The organism is Ornithinimicrobium faecis, assembly GCF_023923225.1.
GTDB classification, from domain to species: domain Bacteria; phylum Actinomycetota; class Actinomycetes; order Actinomycetales; family Dermatophilaceae; genus Ornithinicoccus; species Ornithinicoccus faecis.
On record NZ_CP099489.1, the window covers coordinates 3,899,705 to 3,917,344 of the forward strand.

Genomic DNA, 17,640 nt, shown 5'->3' on the forward strand with positions numbered 1-17,640 from the left:
GGCAGTGGTCAGACCAGCCAGGCGCCCTCGCGCATCAGCGTGCGACCGACCATCTCGTTGGCCTCGCGCCAGGCCTGCACCCGCTCGGGTCGCAGAATCAGGTAGACGTAACCCTCCGCGCCGCGTGGATCCCAGTCAGCCTGCGCCGCATAGGCATCGGCCAGATCCTCGTCCGTCTCCACCCCGACCGCGCTGTCCAGGACGACATCGACCAGCACCACGTCACGGGTCGGTCCGACGCCGAGTCTGGCTCGTCCCGTCGCGACGATGTTGCGAGCCGTCACGGAGGACTCCGGCAGCGCGATCACCGCCGAGTCGTCCCGCCACAGCAGGGAGAGCGGGACCAGGTGCGGCGCGCCGTCCGTCGAAGCCGTCGCCACCCAGGCGTCGATTGCCTCGGTCGTGAGCAGGGTCAGGGAGTCCGCCTTGCGGGTGGCCGCGTCACGCGGCTCGGGGGAAGCCATGCACCTCACGATAGCCAGCGGCCCCGGGCACTCCCCTGCTGCGGATGCCGGGCGACAGAACAGACGGTCTTTGACAGATTGCTCCACTGAGCCGCCACAAGAGTTGGGCGTGTCGGGTGAGATCTCGGCAGAATGGACGCAGAACCTTGGACCTGCAACAGGGAGAACCAGCCATGACGACGGTCGTTGACCACGACGCCTACATCGAGGCGGCGCCCGAGGCTTTCCAACCATTGCTGACACGGTTGCGCGCGATCTTGGCTCGTGCCCTGCCCGAAGCGGAGGAGATGGTGGCCTACAACATGCCAGGATTCCGGATCGGTGGCACGGTCGTCGCGAGCTATGCAGCGTTCAGCAGGCAGTGCGGGCTGTATCTCCTCCCCGGCGCCATCGCCGAACAGGCAGACGAGATCGCAGCCGCTGGACTGAAGGCGACAAAGACCGGCATCACCTTCTCGCCGCGCAAACCGATCCCGGACGACCTCGTGGAACGGCTGGCACAGGCATCGAGCAAGGAGGCGGCCGGGGGCTGACCTACAGCATCTGGGTCAGGCAACCGCAAGAGCCCCCTCTTCGGCATAGTCGTGATGCCACGACCGGCGATGCGAGGGCAAGGTTCATGCACGTCTCGCAATACGGGCGGGCATGGTGGAGTGGTTTCGATGATCCATTCCGCACCACTGTGTCTCCGGCGGGTGCTAGGCATGACCCATGGACCAGGTGGAGTTGCCAGCCGTCGGCGGGCTGGAGGCAGGGGCGGTCCTGACGACCCTGGTCAACCACGCGACACCCGGCAGCGAGTCGGTGACGCTCGAGCCGCGCGCCGGCAACGTCGCCGACAACGCGACCGGCACCCACCGGCGTCTGCTGACCCTTGGCGGTGCACCAACCGCCATCACCGTGCTCATCCACCCCGGCGGGGTCACCCTCCGGGCGCCGGCTCCGGTCCTCGACGAGGCGACCGACGTCGTCACCTGGTGGTTCGATCTGACCACCGACCCAGGACCCGTGGCCGCCCGCCTGTCGCTCGACCCACGCCTGGCCCCACTGGTCAGCCAGCGCCCCGCCCTGCGACCACTGCGTCACCCGGCCGGTTTCGAGGCGGCGATCGACACCGTCGTTGGTCAACAGGTGACCCTCTCCTCTGCCAGGCTGTTCGGAGAACGGTTGCGGGCGGCATACTCCCCCGGCGCTGTGGAGGGCCTGCGGATCTTCCCCTCCGCCGACACCCTGGTGCGGGCACCACTGGAGGAGTTGCGCGCCGCAGTCGGGCTGACCACCTCGCGGGCGCGGACGGTCCAGGCGGTCGCCCAGTTGTTCGCCGACGGGTTCCACCTCACCCCTGAGGCCGACCCGACCAGCGCACGGGCGCACCTCCTGGGCGTGCCCGGCGTCGGCCCGTGGACGGTGGAATACCTCGCGCTGCGCGCCCTGGGTGACCCAGACGCCTTCCCGTCCTCCGACGCCGTGGTGCGCCGTGCCCTCGACGGTGCCCCGGCCCCGCAGGCCCAGCGGGAGGCGGAGACGTGGCGACCCCACCGCGCCTGGGCCACAGCGCACCTGTGGGCCGGTCAGACGGTGGGCTGACACCCAGGTGACCAGGCGGTAACCATCGTGGCAGCATGACCGCCATGCCCTATCTGGTCACGCAGCGCGACCGTGCCCCCGCCGTCACCGAGCGCGTGGAGCCCGACCTCTCGCTGCCCCGGGTCTGTGTCATCGGGGCAGGATCCAGCGGGCTGGCCGCCGCGAAGGCCCTCTATCTGGCGGGCGTGCCCTTCGACTGCTTCGAGATGGGCTCCGTGGTCGGCGGCAACTGGGTGCTCGACAACCCCAACGATCAGTCCGCCTGCTACGAGACCCTGGAGATCAACACCTCGACCCGGCGGATGGCCTACTCCGACTTCCCGATGCCACCGGACTACCCGCCCTACGCCAAGCACCACCAGGTCGCGGCCTATTTCGAGGCGTATGTCGACCACTTCGGCTTCCGCCACACCATCACGTTCGGCACGCGCGTCACCAGCGTCGAGCGAGGCGCTGAGGCACGCGGCTCGCTCGACGACCCCGTGGATCGCAACGACTGGCGGGTGATGACCGAGGGCCCCGAGGGCACCACGACCAGGGACTATGCGGCGGTGCTCGTCGCCAACGGCCACCACTGGGACCAGCGATGGCCCGATCCGCCCTATCCCGGCACCTTCGACAGGGAGCAGATTCACTCCCACGACTATCGCTCGAGCGAGCAGCTCCGGAATCGCCACGTGGTCGTCGTCGGCTCCGGCAACTCCGCCCTCGACATCGCCTCCGCCGGTGCGCAGGTCGCCGCGTCCACCACGTTGTCGCAGCGACGCGGCCAGTGGGTGCTGCCCAAGTTCACCGCTGGCATCGCCTCCGACCAGATCACCGCGCCGGGGTGGGCGCCCTGGCTGTTGACCCGCGCCCGCCTGCGCCTCGGCGCGCTCAGCGCCGGCAACATCGCCCGCCTCGGGCTCCCCCAACCCGCGCACTCTCCGGGCCAGTCGCACCCGGTGCAGTCCGAGGAGATCCGCGATGCGCTGCGCTCGGGCCGGGTCACCCCGCGCCCGGCCATCGAGCGACTGGCGGGAGACCGGGTGGACTTCGTCGACGGCAGCAGCACCCCCGCCGACCTGATCGTCTGGGCCACGGGCTATCGAGTGAGCTTCCCGTTCCTGGACCCCCAACTCCTCGCGGCCCCGGGCAACAACCTGCCGCTGTGGAAGCGCACCATCCACCCCGACCTGCCCGGGCTCTATTTCCTGGGCCTGCTGCAGCCCATCGGGGCAGTCATGCCACTGGCGGAGGCGCAGGCTCAGTGGATCACCGAGATCCTCACTGGCAGCTATGCGTTCCCCGCCGAGGATGAGGTGCGCACGCAGATGACCGCCGACCACGAGCGCAACGCCGCCCGGTTCTATGCCTCCCCGCGCCACACGATGGAGGTCGACTTCGATCACTATCTCTGGGACCTGTCCCGCGAGCGGCGTCGAGGGCGTCAGCGTGCCACCCGCCGGCGCCACGGCGCGGCGGTGGTCACCGGAGCGGGGCGGGGCCTGGGTCGGGAGATCGCGGTGCGCCTGGCCCGTGAGGGGTATGCCGTGCACGTCACCGATGTGGACGGGGACCAGGCCCGCGCCACGGCGGAGGACATCAACGCCACCGCCCCGGCTCACCCAGCGGTGGGCGAGACCCTGGACGTGCGAGATCAGGAGGCCTGCCGCGCCTTGGCGCAACGGCTCGCTGACCCCGGCCTGGCGCTGTGGGTCAACAACGCGGGAGTGCTGGCGACCGGCCCGGTCTGGGAGCACGACGACGCCACGCGCCGACTGATGCTCGAGGTCAACACGCTCGGGACGATGCACGGCACGATCGCCGCCCTGGAGGTGATGCGGCCGGCCGAGCGTGGGCACATCATCAACATCGCCTCACTCGCCGGGCTGGTCACCGTGCCCGGGGAGGGCGTCTATGCCGGGTCCAAACATGCCGTCCTCGGGTTCAGCACCTCGGCCCTGGCCGACCTGCGGCTGGCCGGCCACACCGACATCCACATCAGCTGCCTCTGCCCGGACGGTCTGTGGACCCCCATGTTGTTCGACAAGCTCGACGACCCGGGCGCCTCAATGTCCTTCTCCGGCAAGCTGCTCCGGCCCGGAGAGCTCGCCGACGTGGTGATGCAGGTGGTGGCCAGGCCGCGCCCGGTGACGTCGGTGCCGCGCTGGCGCGGCCTCCAGGCCCGGGCCCTGGACCTGGCCCCCGGACTGGCCGTGCGGGTCGCGCCGCTCGTGGTGCGGGCCAGTCGGGCGCAGCAGAGGTCGATCGCGCGCCGCCTGCGTCGTTCCGGCGCGGCCCGCTGAGCCTAGAGTTGGCTGCCCGCGCTGATGTTGTCCGCGGCATGGCTGGCGCGGCGCTGGCCGGCGCCGCCCTGGTCGGCGCCGCCCTGGTCGATCGCACCCCCGACATTGCGGAACAGATAGATCCCCAGCGTGACACCGCTGACGGCGGACTCCTCGCCCGAGACAAACATCCGCTCGGTGCTGGACTGACCGGTCATCCGGAAGACATAGCCAGCGTGCTCCAGCCGCCACCCCAGACGCTCGATCTCACCGAGCAGCTCGGCGGAGCTGGTGATCTGCTCACTCGAGGCATAGTCCCGGGTCCCCCACATCGCCTGACCCTCGGCGCGACCCACCTCGACCTGGACCTCAAAGAAGGTCTGACCGCCCTCCTTCGCGAGGGTGGCCTGGCCGAGGGGTGAGGCGGCCCACTCCTGCCGGGCACGGGTCTCCGACTGCGCTTGCTGCTGATCGGCCAGCGCGCGCTCCCGCTCGACCCGCTCGGCCTCCTTGCGCGCCTTGTCCTCGTCGCTGCCAAACAGCCCCATGTCATGTCCCCGATCTCGCGCTCACGTGCCCAATGTGTCTGAGATCACTATGCCACCGGGCGAGCAGCTCACTCCCCCAGGCGGTCCAGCAGGTCGACGGCGGCGCGGGTGTAGTCCCCGATCCACCGGTCGTGAATGCGTTTGATGGGCTGCGGCGCCAGCGTGAGATGCCGCTCCCGGCCCACCTTGCGACCGATCACGAGGTCGGCGCGCTCCAGCACCCTCAGGTGCTGCAGCACGGTGGTCCGGTCCAGCGCCGGGAACTGATCGCAGAGCCCACCGGTGGTGCGGGGCGCGTCCCGCAGGACGTCAAGCATCTGCCGGCGGGTGGCCGAGGCGAGGGCCTTGAAGACGCGGTCGTCCTCGTCAAAGCTCTTGCCCTCTTCGCCATTCATGTTATATAACTATCACATGTTCTCTTCACCGCAGCTGACCGAACTGTCCTTCACCGTGTCCGGGCGCGTCGCGCGGCCGTGCGCCGAGGTCTACGACGCGGTGGCAGACCCAGAGCAGCTGTCCCGCTATTTCACGACCGGTGGTGCCCGTGGGCGGCTCGAGGCCGGCGCCGACGTCACCTGGGACTTCCACGACGAGCCCGGCCGCTTCCCGGTGACCGTGCTCGAGGCGGGCCCGCCGCGCCGGATCGTGATCCAGTGGGGCGCCGACGGCGGCAGCGAGGCCACCACCGACCCGTCGGGGACCACCACGACGACCTTCGAGTTCGAGCCGCTGGACGACGACACCCGGACGCTGGTCACCATCACCGAGTCCAGCTGGAAACCCACGACCGCGGGGGCCAAGAACGCCTTCGGCAACTGCGAGGGCTGGACCGGCATGCTGAGCGCTCTGAAGGTCTGGGTCGAGCACGGCATCAATCTGCGCGAGGGCTTCTACCGCTGACCGCCCTTCCTCCAGGGCCCGGAGCCTGGACGCCTACGCTCGTCCCATGACCCGTCCCACTCCCCTGCCCAGCGATCTGGAGATCGCGAGCGCCGCCACCCTGCGCCCGGTCGCCGAAGTTGCCAGTGACCTCGGTGTGGCTCCCGAGCACGTCGAGCCCTATGGGCGCGATGTCGCCAAGATCGACCTGGCCGCGGCCGCGAACGAACCGCGAGGGAAGTATGTCGTGGTGTCAGCCATCACTCCGACTCCCCTGGGCGAGGGCAAGACCACGACGGTGGTCGGCCTGACCCAGGCGCTGCGGCGGCTCGGCTCCAACGCCGTGGCCACGCTGCGGCAGCCGTCGATGGGCCCGACGTTCGGGATCAAGGGCGGGGCCGCCGGCGGTGGCTACAGCCAGGTGGTGCCGATGGAGCGGCTCAACCTGCACCTGACCGGCGACTTCCACGCCATCACGGCCGCCCACAACCTGCTGGCCGCCGCGGTCGACAACCACCTGCACTTCGGCAACGAGCTCGACCTCGATCTGCGCAACATCACCTGGCGCCGGGTGATGGACGTCAACGACCGATCTCTGCGCAACATCGTCGTCGGGATGGGCGCCCGCGCGGACGGCCTGGTGCGCGAGACCGGCTTCGACATCACCGCTGCGTCCGAGGTGATGGTGTTGATGACGCTGGCGACGTCCTATCAGGACCTGCGGGCCCGACTGGGCCGGATCGTGGTGGGCTACACCGGCGAGGGCAAGCCGGTCAGCGCGGAGGATCTGGGGGTGGCCGGCGCGATGGCGGTCATCCTGCGCGATGCGCTCAAACCCAATCTGCTGCAGACCCTCGAGGGCGGCCCCGCGCTGGTGCACTGCGGCCCGTTCGGCAACATCGCGACCGGCACCTCCTCCGTCGTGGCCGACCAGATCGCGCTGAGCCACGCGGACCTGGTCGTGACCGAGGCGGGCTTCGGCGCCGACATGGGGGCGGAGCGCTTCTTCAACGTCAAGTGTCGCGTGGGTGGCCTCGAGCCTGACGCCGCCGTGATCGTCACGACGGTGCGCGCTCTGAAGGTCCACTCGGGCCGCTATGACATCAAGGCCGGGCGACCACTGCCCGAGAGCCTGCTCGCCGAGAACCCTGACGAGGTGCGCGCGGGGCTGGACAACCTGCGGGCGCACATCGAGATCGTCCGTGCCTTCGGAGTCAGCCCGGTCGTGGCCATCAACGCCTTCCCGCAGGACCACGACAGCGAGCACGAGGTCATCCGGGAGCTAGCCGCCGAGATGGGCGTGCGCTGCGCCGTGACGCGACACGTCGCGGAGGGTGGCGCCGGGGCGGAAGATCTCGCTCGTGAGGTCCTGGCCGCCGCCGAGGAGCCGGCGGCCTTCATCCCGACCTATGCCCTCGAGGACAGCCTCACCGACAAGATCGAGGCCATCGCCACACAGGTCTACGGCGCAGACGGGGTCGACTACGCCCCGGCCGCAGCCCGGGCCCTGGCGACCTATGAGAACGCCGGCTTCGGCGAGCTGCCGGTCGTCATCGCCAAGACCCATCTGTCGATCAGCTCGGATCCGAGCCTGATGGGCGCCCCCACGGGATGGCGGTTGCCGGTGCGCGAGGTCCGAGCCAACGTCGGCGCGGGGTATGTCTATGCCATCGCCGGTGACATGCGCACGATGCCCGGTCTGTCCCGGCACCCCAATGCCGAGCGCATCGAGCTGTCGGCGGACGGGACGATCACTGGCCTGTCCTGAGTCACTCCTGCCCCATCTGCTTGAGCCTGTGGACAACTCTCGGCACTGGTTCCGGATCTCAGCCATGCTGTGCAAACGGCTGATGAGAGGGGACGAGGATGGGTGCCCACCCCCGGAGGATCCGGCTGAGCTGCACACCGAGGCGCTCGCCGTCATCGATGAGATCGAGCAACTTGTCCGGCGGATCAACCGCACCAACGCTGCCACGAAGCTGGCGCCGAACCTGACCATCACTGACGCGCTCGCGCAACGGGACGCCCTGTCGGCCAAGCGCGCTCTGACCGCCACGCTGGCGGATGCTGCCAGCGGGCAGCGTCGTGAGTTGGGCTGGGGGCGGCAACTGCGATCAGAGCTGCGGGACGTGACTGATCTCTCGGTCCCGCAATTACGCCGCGAGGCAGATCAGCAGGCGCGTGCCCACCGCGAGCTGGACAGCACGTTGCAGGAGGCCAACTGGGCCACTGAGCTGATGGATTGAACACACCGGACTGCGACCGAGTGAGTCGGTAGTCCGGGGACACGAGGCGAGCACACGCCGGGCTGGCGGCCAACCCAGCCATACCTCTGGAAAAGGTCGCGAGGGGCAGCGAGAGCCACTGAGCCGGGCAGCCCCGCACGAGGCACCTGTGACCGCTCAGAAGGAACAGCGCACCACCGCGTGCTGATCGCGTCTCCGGATGAGGGTGGGCATGGGGAACCCACTCGGTCGCGAGTCCAGCATCTTTTAATTGCGTCCGATGGACGCTATCGTTGCTCTCGTGAACGAACAGGGAGCGGCACAGCAGGTTCGGGAGGCAGGTCTGGCCCTCTCCCGGCTGTGGGCAGCACCGGACACGTCGGCAGCCAGCCGGCCGGGACCTCGGCCGCGACTCTCGTTGCCGAAGATCGTGGACGCGGCGGTCGCGGCGGCACGCGCCGACGGGTTGCCAGCAGTGTCCATGACGCGGGTCGCCGAGGACGTGGGCTGCGCAAAGATGGCGCTCTATCGGCACGTCAGCAGCCACCAGTACCTCCTCTCGGCCATGCTCGATCACGCCCTCGGGGACCCGCCAGAGTTGGTGGGCTCGTGGCGCGACCGATTCCGCAGGCTGTGGCAGGCCCTTCTCGATCTATATGCGCGCGATCCCTGGCTGCTAGAACTGCCCAGGGACACCCCCGCCCTGACCCCACGCAACGCCGCGTGGATCGATGCCGCACTGAGCGTGCTCGCCGACAGCTCCCTCCCGAGAGCAGAACGGCTGAACACGGTGTTGCTGATCACCGAGAACATCCGTTTCGAGGCCCGTCGCCGCGCTGACCGTGGCCGGTTCGATGACCTCGCTCACCTCTTCTCGTCCGCCGCGCACGCCAGTGGCGAGTTGTCTGCCGAGCGGTTCCCGCACCTCGCCGGGATCGCCGGGCCGGACCCCGTCGGGGGCGGGCCACCCACGAACCCCGAGCAGGTGCGAGACCTGATGCTCAGCGCCCTTGCGGCCTTCTTTCCCGAGGAAGACTCCTCGTGACGGGCGCGTCCCAGGCACGCGTCCTGTTCGCTCCGGAGACCTTCAATCTGGGCGAGACCACCCGGGCGGTCGAGGTGGCACGGGCCGTCGAGGCCGCGGGCGGCGAGGTGGCGTTCATGGGCTATTCGCGGCGCTTCGCCGACTACATCCGGGAGGGCGGTTTCACCTTCACCCTCCTCGACCCCGAGCTCAGCGAGCGGGACGCCGATCAGCTCATCGCAGCCGACCAGGGGCGCTCGCTGCGCCACCCCTTCACCACGGATGTCGTGCGGCGCCGGGTGGCGAGCGAACGCGCCATCATCGAGCGCTGGCAGCCGCAGTGCATCGTCATCGGCACCACGCTGAGCCTGTTCATCTCGGCACGCGCCAGCAAGGTTCCGCTGGTCTATGTCCGCCCCTACGCCATGAGCCGGGGCCACCTGACGCGGATGGAGACCTTCCCCCTGCTGTCGGGACACGGCGCTGTGGCCTCGGGGGTGAACCGAGTGACCGCCAGGGTGGTGGGCCGGCTGGTTCGGTCGGTGCGCTGGAAGCCCCGCTCGTTTCGTCGCGTCGCCGCCGAACACGGCGTCCGGCTCCCGGCCCGGACGATCGAGGCCCTCGACGCCGACCTGAACCTCATCGCCTCCCTGCCTCCCCTCCTGGATCAACGACCACTGGCCACGCGCGAGGTCGCGGTGGGCCCGGTGTTTGCCCAGGCGACCGGGTCGTTGCCCACGCGCGTGGAGGCGCTCGCCACCGTCGATCGCCCCGTGGCCTATGTCGGTCTGGGATCGTCGGCGGGACGAGAGCTGGCCCGCACCGTCCTCGAGCAGGTCTCGGACCTCGACATCGAGATCGTGTCGAGCGCCGGACGCTACCTCACCGATCGTGACCGAGCCGCCCTCGCGCCGAACGTGCAGGTCTATGACTTCCTCCCCGCACACCTCCTGGCCGGGCGGATCGACGCCTCCGTGATCCACGGAGGCGAGGGCACGGTGCAGACCGCGTGCGCCTCGGGAGCGCCCTTCGCCGGCATCGGACTGCAGGCCGAACAGCGTCTCAACCTGGACGAGTGTGTCCGCGCTGGCAACGCCATCCGGTTCACCACCCGTGACCTCCGGCGAGGCAACCTGCCGGCCATCGTTGACCGGCTCCTGACCGATGCTCACCTGCGCGGCGCCGCGCGCCGCATGCGTGACCTGTCGCAGCCGGTCGGAGCCACCCGCAGCGCCGAGATGATCGTCGATCTCGCCCAGAGCACGACCCGCCCTGTATAACCGTCGGGTGCCCTCCTCCACCTCCCAGCCCCAGACCCCCGACCACGTCACGCTGCGTGCCGGTCGTTACACCGCGACGACCACCGCGGCCGGCGGCGCCCTCGCCTCGCTGCGCCACGACGACCGCGACCTGGTCCTGCCCTCCGGTGGGCAGCTCGGCCGGCCGGCGTTCGAGGGTGCGATCTGTGCACCGTGGCCCAACCGGGTCGTCGACGGCCGGTGGGAGCACGACGGGCAACAGCACGAGCTGGCAATCACCGAACCCGACCGGGGGCATGCCCTCCACGGGTTCGTGCACGACCAGCGCTGGAACCTGCTGGAGTCCACGGCCACCACCGCGCGGTGGGGTCTGGACACCCAGCCACAACCGGGCTATCCGTGGGCACTGACCCTCGCCACGGCATACGAGTTGGACGCCGAAGGCGGTTTGACCTGGCAGGTGACGGCGCAGCAGCGGCCGATCGAGACGGGGCCGGCCGGCCCAGCGCCCTATGGCGTGACGGTGCACCCCTACTTTGTGGCGGGTGAGGGTCCGGCGCAGGACTGGACCCTGGAGCTGCCGGCCGAGTCGGTCCTCACGGTCGATGAGCGGTTGGTGCCCCAGGATCTCGTCCCGGTCGGCGAGGCGAGCCTGGACCTGCGTGGCGGGCGCATGCTGGGTGAGCAGCAGATCGACCATGCTTTTGGCGGGCTGACCGAGCGCGTCGCCAGGCTGACCACTCCAGCGGGCTCCGGGGTCGAGGTCACCTGGTCTGCGGACCACCGCTGGGTGCAGATCTTCACGGCTCAGTGGGACGCGCGCCGTCCGCGGCACGCCGTTGCTCTCGAGCCGATGACCTGTCCGCCCGACGCCTTCAACTCCGGCACCGACCTGATCATGCTGACAGAAGAGCCGGTGACGGTGGGCTGGCAGGTCCGGGCCCTCTGAGGCACGATCCAACGTCCCGCGTTCGAGCGCGGATCAGGAGGTCGACGTGAGCAGCCGGAGGGCGGCACAAGAGGCACTGCCCGGCGCGGCCGTGTGGGTGAGGATGCGCTGGCCGTTGCCCTCGGGCAGGTGCAGCACCTCATAACCCAACTCCAGCTCGCCGACCTCGGGGTGGCGGAAGCGTTTGGCACCGCTCGTGCAGAGGCGCACGTCGTGCCCGGCCCACAGCCGAGCGAACTGCGGGCTCCTCACGCTCAGCTCCCCGACCAGCTCAGCCAGACGCTGATCATCGGCAAACTGCGCGGCGACATAGCGGAGCGAGGCCACCGCGCGGGCAGCCTCACTGGGCCAATCGGCATAGAGGTCACGGGTGTGCTCGTCCAGGAACAGCAGCTTGAGCTGATTCGGGCGGTCCTCGACCAGCACGGGCGCGTCGGCGTCCAGGTGGCCAGCGAGCAGCAGGTGCCCGGCCCGGTTCCACGCGAGGATGTCGTTGAACCGCCCCAGCAGGACCGCGGGCACGTCGACCATCGCGTGTAGCAACTGCTCCGCGCCCGGCTTGGCCACCTCCGGCCTGGTCGCTGTGCGGGGCCGCTTCGGCGGTGCCGGGTGGGCCAGCGCGTGCAGGTGGGCCCGCTCGTCGGCGTCGAGCTGCAGGGCGCGAGCGAGGGCACCGATGATCGCGTCCGAGGCGTTCTGCGACTGTCCCTGCTCCAGGCGGGTCAGATAGGTCACGGACACTCCCGCGAGCTGTGCCAACTCCTCGCGGCGCAGCCCGGGCACCCGGCGGCGGCCATAACTGTTCACGCCGGCCTCATCCGGTGTGATCCGGTCGCGCCGTGAGCGCAGGAACTCTCCCAGCTCGGTCACCGGGCGCTCGGCTTCCCCGAAGGCGGCGTCGGTGTCGCGGTCGGTGGGGAATCGTTCCATGCTCTCCAGTGTCTCTCGCCGGGCGCCGCAGAGCCTGTCCCTGTCAGGGATAGGCACGTCGAGACTCGTCAAACCGGGGCTCTGGCTGCGCTTCCCGCCCCGCGCGAGCCTGGATCGCATGAGCACAACTGACACCTCACGACCGCCCTCAGTCGCCGCACCACGCGCGGCGCGTTTCACCCCAGCACAGAAGACCGCGATGGCGGTCCTGCTGACGGCGAACTTCACTCTCGCCGTGGACTTCTCCATCCTCAATGTGGCGCTGCCGCACATCGGTGCGGACCTCGGGTTCGCCACGTCCTCCCTGCAGTGGATCGTGACCACGTTTGCGCTGTGTGCCGCCGGATTCACCCTGCTCTTCGGCCGGGTCGCTGACCTGTTCGGCCGCAAACGACTGTTCCTGATCGGCATCACCTTGTTGGGCATCGCCTCGTTGGCCGGAGGCCTGGCCTCCGAGCCGGCCCTGCTCCTCGCCGCCCGGGTGGGCCAGGGCATCGCCACCGCGATGGTCACTCCTGCCGCCTTGTCGCTGATGACCACGATGTTCCCCGAAGGGCCCGCCCGGTCTCGCGCGCTCGGTCTCAACGGAGCTCTCATGGCCGCGGGGTTCACCACCGGCGCTCTCGTGGGCGGCCTGCTCACCGGCACGGTGTCATGGCGGTGGGCCTTCTTCATCAACGTTGTCATCGCCGGCGCCGTGCTTCTCATCGGACCGTTCGTGCTCCGCGAGCCCGCGCGGGGGCGCCGCCCAAGGCTCGATGTCCCCGGCGCCATCACCATCACCCTGGCTCTCGTCGCCCTGGTCCTGGGCATCGACACCGCCGGACACTCGGGCTGGGATCACCCCGGCACCTGGGGGTGCCTCGCCGCCGCCGCAGTCCTCGCCGCGGCCTTCGTGAGGATCGAGTCCCGCACCGCCGAGTCGCTCATCGCGCCGTCACTGCTCAGGCGTCGCAGCATCGCCTGGGGCAACCTCGCGGGCCTGCTGGCGTTTGCCACCGAGACGTCACTGGTCTTCCTATTGACCCTCTATCTGCAGGACACCCTGGGCTTCAGCGCCCTCACCGCCGGGCTGATCCTCGGTGGTCTCGGCATCGGCACCGTCATCGGCGGCCTCATCGCACCGCAGGTCATCAGCCGCACCAGCCCCAAGCTCGCGATCGTCATCGGCTTCCTCCTCCAGGCCGCCGCGACCCTGCCGCTCGCGTTCGTCTCGGACAGCCGCGGTTGGCTGGTCCCCCTGCTCATCCTGACTTTCATCGGCGGTGTCGCGAACCTCGTGGCCATCGTCGGCTATGCCGTCACCGCCACCGCCGGCGTGCCCGCCGAGCAGCAGGGCCTGGCCACCGGACTGGTCACCATGAGCCAGCAGGTCGGCATCGCGCTCGGCACACCTGTCATGTCAGCCCTCGCCACGTCCTTTGCTGCCGCCACGTTGTTGCCCGGCCTGCGGGTCGCCGTCGGCGTCAACGCGGCCGTGGCCCTCGGTGCTGCCGTCCTCGTCGCGGTCTTCCTCCGCTCCTCCAGCAGGCTGAACCCAGCGGACAGCAATAAGGCCCGAACCTAGCCAACGTGCGTTGACAAGTTCGGGCCTTATCGAGGGTGGAGCTGAGGGGAATCGAACCCCTGACCTTCTCATTGCGAACGAGACGCGCTACCAACTGCGCCACAGCCCCAAGGTGTACCGGCGGCTACGAACTGTAGCACCGGCATACCCAGATCTCCGAGTTGGGGACCGACAGCTCAGAGCTCGGCGAGGTCCTCGGCGGAGGGCTCCCAGAGTCCAGCGGCCGCGTTGCTGCGGACCTGCTCGGCGCTGGTCACCCCGGCGATCACGGAGGACACCGCCGGTTGGGCAGCGAGACCGCCCATGGCCACCTGCAGGATCGAGAGGTCACGCTCGCGCGCGAAGTCGTCGATCCGCTCGATCTCGTCCCAGTCCGCACCGGCTAGCCGCTCGGCCTGGCTGTCCAGGGCCAACCGGCTGCCCTCCGGCGGGGCCTGGTCCCGCCGATACTTGCCGGTGAGCAGGCCATACTCGAGCGGGAAGAAGGGCAGTATGCCGACGCCCACCGTCTCGCAGGCCGGCACCAGTTCTTCCTCGGCCCGGCGATCGAGCAGTGAGTATTTGTTCTGCGCGGAGATGAACGGGGTGAAACCGTTCGAGCGCGCGGTCCAGTCGGCGTCGACGACCTGCCAGCCAGCCAGGTTGGACGAGCCGACGTAGCGGACCTTGCCCTCGGTGACCAGCTCGGACAGCGCCGCCAGCGTCTCCTCGATCGGGGTGGCCGGGTCGGGCCGGTGCAACTGATAGAGATCGATCCAGTCCGTGCCCAGCCGTTGCAGGCTCGCCTCGACGGCCCGACGGATATAGCGACGCGACCCGCGAGCGCCCCAGTCAGGACCGTTGGCTCCCTGCATGTCCATGCCGAACTTGGTGGCCACCACCACCTCGTCGCGACGGCCGTTGAGCGCCTCCCCGAGGAGCGTCTCGGACGCTCCGCGGCCATAACTGTCGGCCGTGTCGAACAACGTGATGCCGGAGTCGATCGCCGTGTCGACGATCTCCTGCACGGCGTCGGCGTCGATCCGGGTGCCGAAGGCGTTGCAGCCGATGCCGACGGTGCTGACCCGCAGGCCGGAGTCGCCCAGCGGGCGGTAGGTCATCTCACTCATGACCCCAACGTAGCCGCGGCGTCTGCGCGACCTGGCGGCAGGTGCTCGCTGGCCCTCAACTGGAGGCAGCAGCCGCGGACTGAGCCCGCCTGCGGATGATGTGGGAGAGCCACAGCAGGAACAACTGGTGGATCGGCGGGACCGACGGGTCCACGTCCAGGCAGGCCCGCGAGCTCCAGAACCCGGCCTTGGGCGCCTCACCGATCAGTTGGCCGTTGCGCCGGACCTGGTGGGCCGAGGCCAGGAACTGCGGACCGATCTCATAGCTCACGCCGTCCCCCTCGACGATCCAGGCCGAGCTGAAGAAGCTCTTGCGATGGGCGCGCAACAGGTCGCGGCTCTCACCAGCCAGCCGGGCCACACGGTCCCTGCCGTCCCGGGTGAACTCCCACGTCTCGCCCCCGATCACCACCTCGGCGCCCTCGCGCCAAAACTCGGGATCAACCGACGCCACCGGCTCACCGTCCAGCAGGATCGGCGCGAGACCAGCACTCTTGTGTCCCCACTCCAGCATGCCGCCAGGTTAACGCCCGGGTCAGGCCTGCGGCGAGACGAAAACTGCGGCGATGGCGGTGTCGTCAACGTTCAACAGCGCGATGACAACGTCCTGTCCGTCACGCTCCCAGCTCGCACCGAGCGCCCCGTCGATCGCCGCCGAGCTCCCGAGCCGCTCCCACCCCTGCTCCGTCAACCAGTCGTCGTAGTGCGCGATGAGCGGCTCGGCCCCACTGTCTGTGACGTCATACAACTCCTCGTAGAAGATCGGGGCGTCAGAGACCTGACTCACTGCCAGCAGGAGGGTGTCGATCTGGGTCTCCGCCCACGCGGCGTCCAGGAGCTCCACACCGGGCGGCTCCTCCTCGGGAAGTTCAATCGGGTCGCTCCCAGAACAGGCGGACAGCGCCAGGGCCGCAGCCAACGTCAGCAGGATCGGGGCTCGCATAACCCGTGGACGTTACCGGTCCCGTCCAGGTTCCCTCCAGAGTCCGCACAGCGTGGGCGTGGACGCGAGCGCGGCCAGGCCGTGGTGCGCCGCGGCGCGCGGGGGCTTCGAGACCTACGGGGGCGGCGGGTCAAGGAATGTCACTCCCAGCACCTACGCTGACTCGTCGTGGACCTGGTGGTGGCGCCGACTCGAGCGGGGTTGCTCGTTGCCGACCCCTCTGGATCGGGAGAGCGCACCCTGCCCTGGGCTGATGCCGGGGCCTGGGTCCGCGAGCGCGAGGCAGGGCCCGAGGCCGTGCGGTGGGTGTGGCCAGACACGGCCTCGGTCTATCCCCGCCTGCTCGCGGCCGGGGTGCGCCTGGCGCGCTGCCACGACCTGCGACTGTGCCACGCCATCCTCAGCCTGGCCACCGCCGACCCATGGCCCGCACCCTCGTGGCTCACGACCGCGGCGGAGCCCGCCGCCCCCAACCTGCTCGACGACCTGACCCCGGACAACTCACCGTCCCTGAGCGAGGTGTCGACCGAGCTCGATCGTCAGGTGGCCGCGCTGAGCGGCTCTCCCGGCGCTGGCCGGCTGCGGCTGCTGCTCGCCGCCGAGTCCGCCGGGGCCCTGATCGCCGCCGAGATGCACGCTGATGGTCTCCCCTGGGACCGGGTGCGACACGACGAGATCCTCACGGCCGAGCTGGGACCGCGCCCACCGCTGGGGATGCGGCCTGAGCGACTCGAGGCGCTCGCGATGCAGATCCGCGAGCTGCTGCACTCTCCCAGCCTCAACCCCGACTCTCAGGCCACCTTGCTCAAGGCCCTGCGCAACGCCGGGCTGGATGTTGCGTCCACGGCCAAGTGGGAGCTGAGCGGCATCGGGCACCCGGTCATCGAGCCGCTCCTGGAGTACAAGCGCCTCGCGCGTCTGCTCTCCGCCAACGGGTGGGCGTGGTTGGACACGTGGGTGACACCGGGCGATGGCCGGTCGGGGCGCTTTCGCACCGACTATGTCCCCGGCGGGGTGGTCACCGGACGGTGGGCCACCAGTGGCGGCGGTGCCCTGCAGATCCCGAAAGCCATCCGGGCAGCCGTGGTGGCCGACCCCGGGTGGGCCCTCGTCGTTGCTGACGCCGCACAGGTCGAGCCGCGCGCCCTCGCCGGGATGGCCGGCGACGAGGCCCTGGCAACCGCCGGTCGGGACGGTGATCTGTATGCCGGACTGGTCGCCTCGGGCGTGGTCGACACCCGGGACCGGGCGAAGGTCGGCATGCTCTCGGCCCTCTATGGCGGGACGTCCGGTGAGGCGGGGGCGATCCTGCCCCGGCTGCGCCGGGCCTATCCGCGAGCCACGGGTCTGGTCGATCACGCAGCAGGTGTCGGCGAGCGCGGAGGCACAGTGCGCACCTGGTTGGGGCGGACCAGCCCGCCGCTGGGGCCAGCCTGGCACGCAGTGCAGGGCCGCGCCGGTGAGAACGACGCGATCACCACCGATGAGCGGCGCGCCCGCAGCCAGGCCCGGGACCGCGGACGGTTCACCCGCAACTTCGTCGTGCAGGGCACGGCCGCGGAGTGGGCCCTGTGCTGGATGGCGGAGACCCGCAGACGTCTGCGCGACCTGCCATCACCCGACAGCGCCAGTTCACCAGGTGGCGCGGCCTCACCAGATGGCGCGGCCTCACCAGATGGCTCGCCGCACCTGGTCTTCTTCCTGCACGACGAGATCGTGGTGCACACGCCCCTCGAGCTCGCGCCGGTCGTGGAGCAGATCGTCATAGCGGCCGCCGAGGTTGCGGGGCGGCTGCTCTTCGGCGAGTTCCCCATCACTTTTCCGCTGCATGTCACGACCGTGGCGAGCTACGACCAGGCTGACAAATAGGCCACGCGGACCCTCCCGGC

General features: G+C 69.9%; 18 protein-coding genes and 1 tRNA gene. 11 read left to right on the top strand and 8 right to left on the bottom strand.

What is annotated here, in order from left to right:
* Positions 1-8: 8 nt before the first annotated feature.
* Positions 9-464 carry a pyridoxamine 5'-phosphate oxidase family protein gene (locus tag NF556_RS18090; RefSeq protein ID WP_252592593.1) on the bottom strand — a complete coding sequence of 152 codons (456 nt, stop codon included), beginning with the start codon at positions 462-464 and terminating at the stop codon, positions 9-11.
* Positions 465-637: 173 nt separating this feature from the next.
* On the opposite strand from NF556_RS18090, the gene NF556_RS18095 reads away from it, so the two are divergent.
* The 3 genes from NF556_RS18095 to NF556_RS18105 all read left to right on the top strand — a co-directional run bounded on the left by NF556_RS18095 (position 638) and on the right by NF556_RS18105 (position 4,339).
* Positions 638-997 (top strand): iron chaperone, encoded by a 360-nt coding sequence (locus NF556_RS18095; protein WP_252592594.1) that lies wholly within the window; start codon positions 638-640, stop codon positions 995-997.
* A gap of 178 nt (positions 998-1,175) precedes the next feature.
* The gene (locus NF556_RS18100) at positions 1,176-2,051 is read left to right on the top strand and encodes a DNA-3-methyladenine glycosylase family protein (protein WP_252592595.1); all 876 of its coding nucleotides are present in this window, start codon (positions 1,176-1,178) and stop codon (positions 2,049-2,051) included.
* A gap of 35 nt (positions 2,052-2,086) precedes the next feature.
* Positions 2,087-4,339: an SDR family NAD(P)-dependent oxidoreductase gene (locus NF556_RS18105; RefSeq protein WP_252592596.1), complete on the top strand. Its 2,253-nt coding sequence runs from the start codon at positions 2,087-2,089 to the stop codon at positions 4,337-4,339.
* Between the two features lie 2 nt (positions 4,340-4,341).
* Here NF556_RS18105 and NF556_RS18110 read toward each other — a convergent pair whose 3' ends face one another.
* Together NF556_RS18110 and NF556_RS18115 are read right to left on the bottom strand one after the other, a co-directional pair.
* Positions 4,342-4,866, bottom strand: a complete 525-nt coding sequence (locus NF556_RS18110) for a hypothetical protein (protein WP_252592597.1) — start codon at positions 4,864-4,866, stop codon at positions 4,342-4,344.
* 68 nt (positions 4,867-4,934) lie between these two features.
* Positions 4,935-5,261, bottom strand: coding sequence for an ArsR/SmtB family transcription factor (locus NF556_RS18115; RefSeq protein WP_252592598.1), 327 nt, complete (start codon positions 5,259-5,261; stop codon positions 4,935-4,937).
* Between the two features lie 16 nt (positions 5,262-5,277).
* On the opposite strand from NF556_RS18115, the gene NF556_RS18120 reads away from it, so the two are divergent.
* The 6 genes from NF556_RS18120 to NF556_RS18145 all read left to right on the top strand — a co-directional run bounded on the left by NF556_RS18120 (position 5,278) and on the right by NF556_RS18145 (position 11,202).
* Positions 5,278-5,766, top strand: a complete 489-nt coding sequence (locus NF556_RS18120; RefSeq protein WP_252592599.1) for an SRPBCC domain-containing protein — start codon at positions 5,278-5,280, stop codon at positions 5,764-5,766.
* Between the two features lie 46 nt (positions 5,767-5,812).
* A complete protein-coding gene (locus tag NF556_RS18125; RefSeq protein WP_252592600.1) occupies positions 5,813-7,513 on the top strand; it encodes a formate--tetrahydrofolate ligase in 1,701 nt (566 codons plus the stop codon).
* Positions 7,514-7,595: 82 nt separating this feature from the next.
* Positions 7,596-7,991 carry a DIP1984 family protein gene (locus NF556_RS18130; protein ID WP_252592601.1) on the top strand — a complete coding sequence of 132 codons (396 nt, stop codon included), beginning with the start codon at positions 7,596-7,598 and terminating at the stop codon, positions 7,989-7,991.
* Between the two features lie 280 nt (positions 7,992-8,271).
* Positions 8,272-9,015 (top strand): TetR/AcrR family transcriptional regulator, encoded by a 744-nt coding sequence (locus tag NF556_RS18135; RefSeq protein ID WP_252592602.1) that lies wholly within the window; start codon positions 8,272-8,274, stop codon positions 9,013-9,015.
* Positions 9,012-10,274, top strand: a complete 1,263-nt coding sequence (locus NF556_RS18140; RefSeq protein WP_252592603.1) for a glycosyltransferase — start codon at positions 9,012-9,014, stop codon at positions 10,272-10,274. Before NF556_RS18135 ends, NF556_RS18140 begins: the two co-directional genes overlap by 4 nt.
* Positions 10,275-10,281: 7 nt before the next feature.
* Positions 10,282-11,202, top strand: a complete 921-nt coding sequence (locus tag NF556_RS18145) for an aldose epimerase family protein (protein WP_252592604.1) — start codon at positions 10,282-10,284, stop codon at positions 11,200-11,202.
* 33 nt (positions 11,203-11,235) lie between these two features.
* On the opposite strand, the gene NF556_RS18150 is transcribed toward NF556_RS18145, so the two are convergent.
* Positions 11,236-12,132, bottom strand: coding sequence for a helix-turn-helix transcriptional regulator (locus tag NF556_RS18150; protein ID WP_252592605.1), 897 nt, complete (start codon positions 12,130-12,132; stop codon positions 11,236-11,238).
* A 118-nt stretch (positions 12,133-12,250) separates the two neighbouring features.
* Between NF556_RS18150 and NF556_RS18155 the strand changes: the two genes are divergently transcribed.
* Positions 12,251-13,699, top strand: a complete 1,449-nt coding sequence (locus NF556_RS18155; RefSeq protein WP_252592606.1) for an MFS transporter — start codon at positions 12,251-12,253, stop codon at positions 13,697-13,699.
* Positions 13,700-13,735: 36 nt separating this feature from the next.
* On the opposite strand, the gene NF556_RS18160 is transcribed toward NF556_RS18155, so the two are convergent.
* From NF556_RS18160 to NF556_RS18175, 4 genes are all read right to left on the bottom strand, one after another.
* Positions 13,736-13,808 (bottom strand) — tRNA-Ala (locus tag NF556_RS18160).
* A gap of 67 nt (positions 13,809-13,875) precedes the next feature.
* On the bottom strand, positions 13,876-14,799 hold the full coding sequence (locus tag NF556_RS18165) for an aldo/keto reductase (protein ID WP_252595857.1): 924 nt from the start codon (positions 14,797-14,799) through the stop codon (positions 13,876-13,878).
* A 64-nt stretch (positions 14,800-14,863) separates the two neighbouring features.
* Positions 14,864-15,322, bottom strand: coding sequence for a hypothetical protein (locus NF556_RS18170; protein WP_252592607.1), 459 nt, complete (start codon positions 15,320-15,322; stop codon positions 14,864-14,866).
* Positions 15,323-15,343: 21 nt separating this feature from the next.
* Entirely contained in the window at positions 15,344-15,751 is a 408-nt protein-coding gene (locus NF556_RS18175; RefSeq protein ID WP_252592608.1) for a hypothetical protein, read from the bottom strand.
* 168 nt (positions 15,752-15,919) lie between these two features.
* On the opposite strand from NF556_RS18175, the gene NF556_RS18180 reads away from it, so the two are divergent.
* Positions 15,920-17,620: a bifunctional 3'-5' exonuclease/DNA polymerase gene (locus tag NF556_RS18180; RefSeq protein ID WP_252592609.1), complete on the top strand. Its 1,701-nt coding sequence runs from the start codon at positions 15,920-15,922 to the stop codon at positions 17,618-17,620.
* The last annotated feature ends 20 nt before the right edge of the window (positions 17,621-17,640 follow it).

Excerpts from the sequence above, each read along its gene's own strand:
- NF556_RS18165 (WP_252595857.1), bottom strand. The coding sequence starts at position 14,799 with ATGACCTACCGCCCGCTGGGCGACTCCGGCCTGCGGGTCAGCACCGTC.
- NF556_RS18120 (WP_252592599.1), top strand. The coding sequence starts at position 5,278 with ATGTTCTCTTCACCGCAGCTGACCGAACTGTCCTTCACCGTGTCCGGG.
- NF556_RS18105 (WP_252592596.1), top strand. The coding sequence starts at position 2,087 with ATGACCGCCATGCCCTATCTGGTCACGCAGCGCGACCGTGCCCCCGCC.
- NF556_RS18175 (WP_252592608.1), bottom strand. The coding sequence starts at position 15,751 with ATGCGAGCCCCGATCCTGCTGACGTTGGCTGCGGCCCTGGCGCTGTCC.
- NF556_RS18170 (WP_252592607.1), bottom strand. The coding sequence starts at position 15,322 with ATGCTGGAGTGGGGACACAAGAGTGCTGGTCTCGCGCCGATCCTGCTG.
- NF556_RS18110 (WP_252592597.1), bottom strand. The coding sequence starts at position 4,866 with ATGGGGCTGTTTGGCAGCGACGAGGACAAGGCGCGCAAGGAGGCCGAG.
- NF556_RS18125 (WP_252592600.1), top strand. The coding sequence starts at position 5,813 with ATGACCCGTCCCACTCCCCTGCCCAGCGATCTGGAGATCGCGAGCGCC.
- NF556_RS18155 (WP_252592606.1), top strand. The coding sequence starts at position 12,251 with ATGAGCACAACTGACACCTCACGACCGCCCTCAGTCGCCGCACCACGC.
- NF556_RS18095 (WP_252592594.1), top strand. The coding sequence starts at position 638 with ATGACGACGGTCGTTGACCACGACGCCTACATCGAGGCGGCGCCCGAG.
- NF556_RS18130 (WP_252592601.1), top strand. The coding sequence starts at position 7,596 with ATGAGAGGGGACGAGGATGGGTGCCCACCCCCGGAGGATCCGGCTGAG.
- NF556_RS18115 (WP_252592598.1), bottom strand. The coding sequence starts at position 5,261 with ATGAATGGCGAAGAGGGCAAGAGCTTTGACGAGGACGACCGCGTCTTC.
- NF556_RS18150 (WP_252592605.1), bottom strand. The coding sequence starts at position 12,132 with ATGGAACGATTCCCCACCGACCGCGACACCGACGCCGCCTTCGGGGAA.
- NF556_RS18100 (WP_252592595.1), top strand. The coding sequence starts at position 1,176 with ATGGACCAGGTGGAGTTGCCAGCCGTCGGCGGGCTGGAGGCAGGGGCG.
- NF556_RS18090 (WP_252592593.1), bottom strand. The coding sequence starts at position 464 with ATGGCTTCCCCCGAGCCGCGTGACGCGGCCACCCGCAAGGCGGACTCC.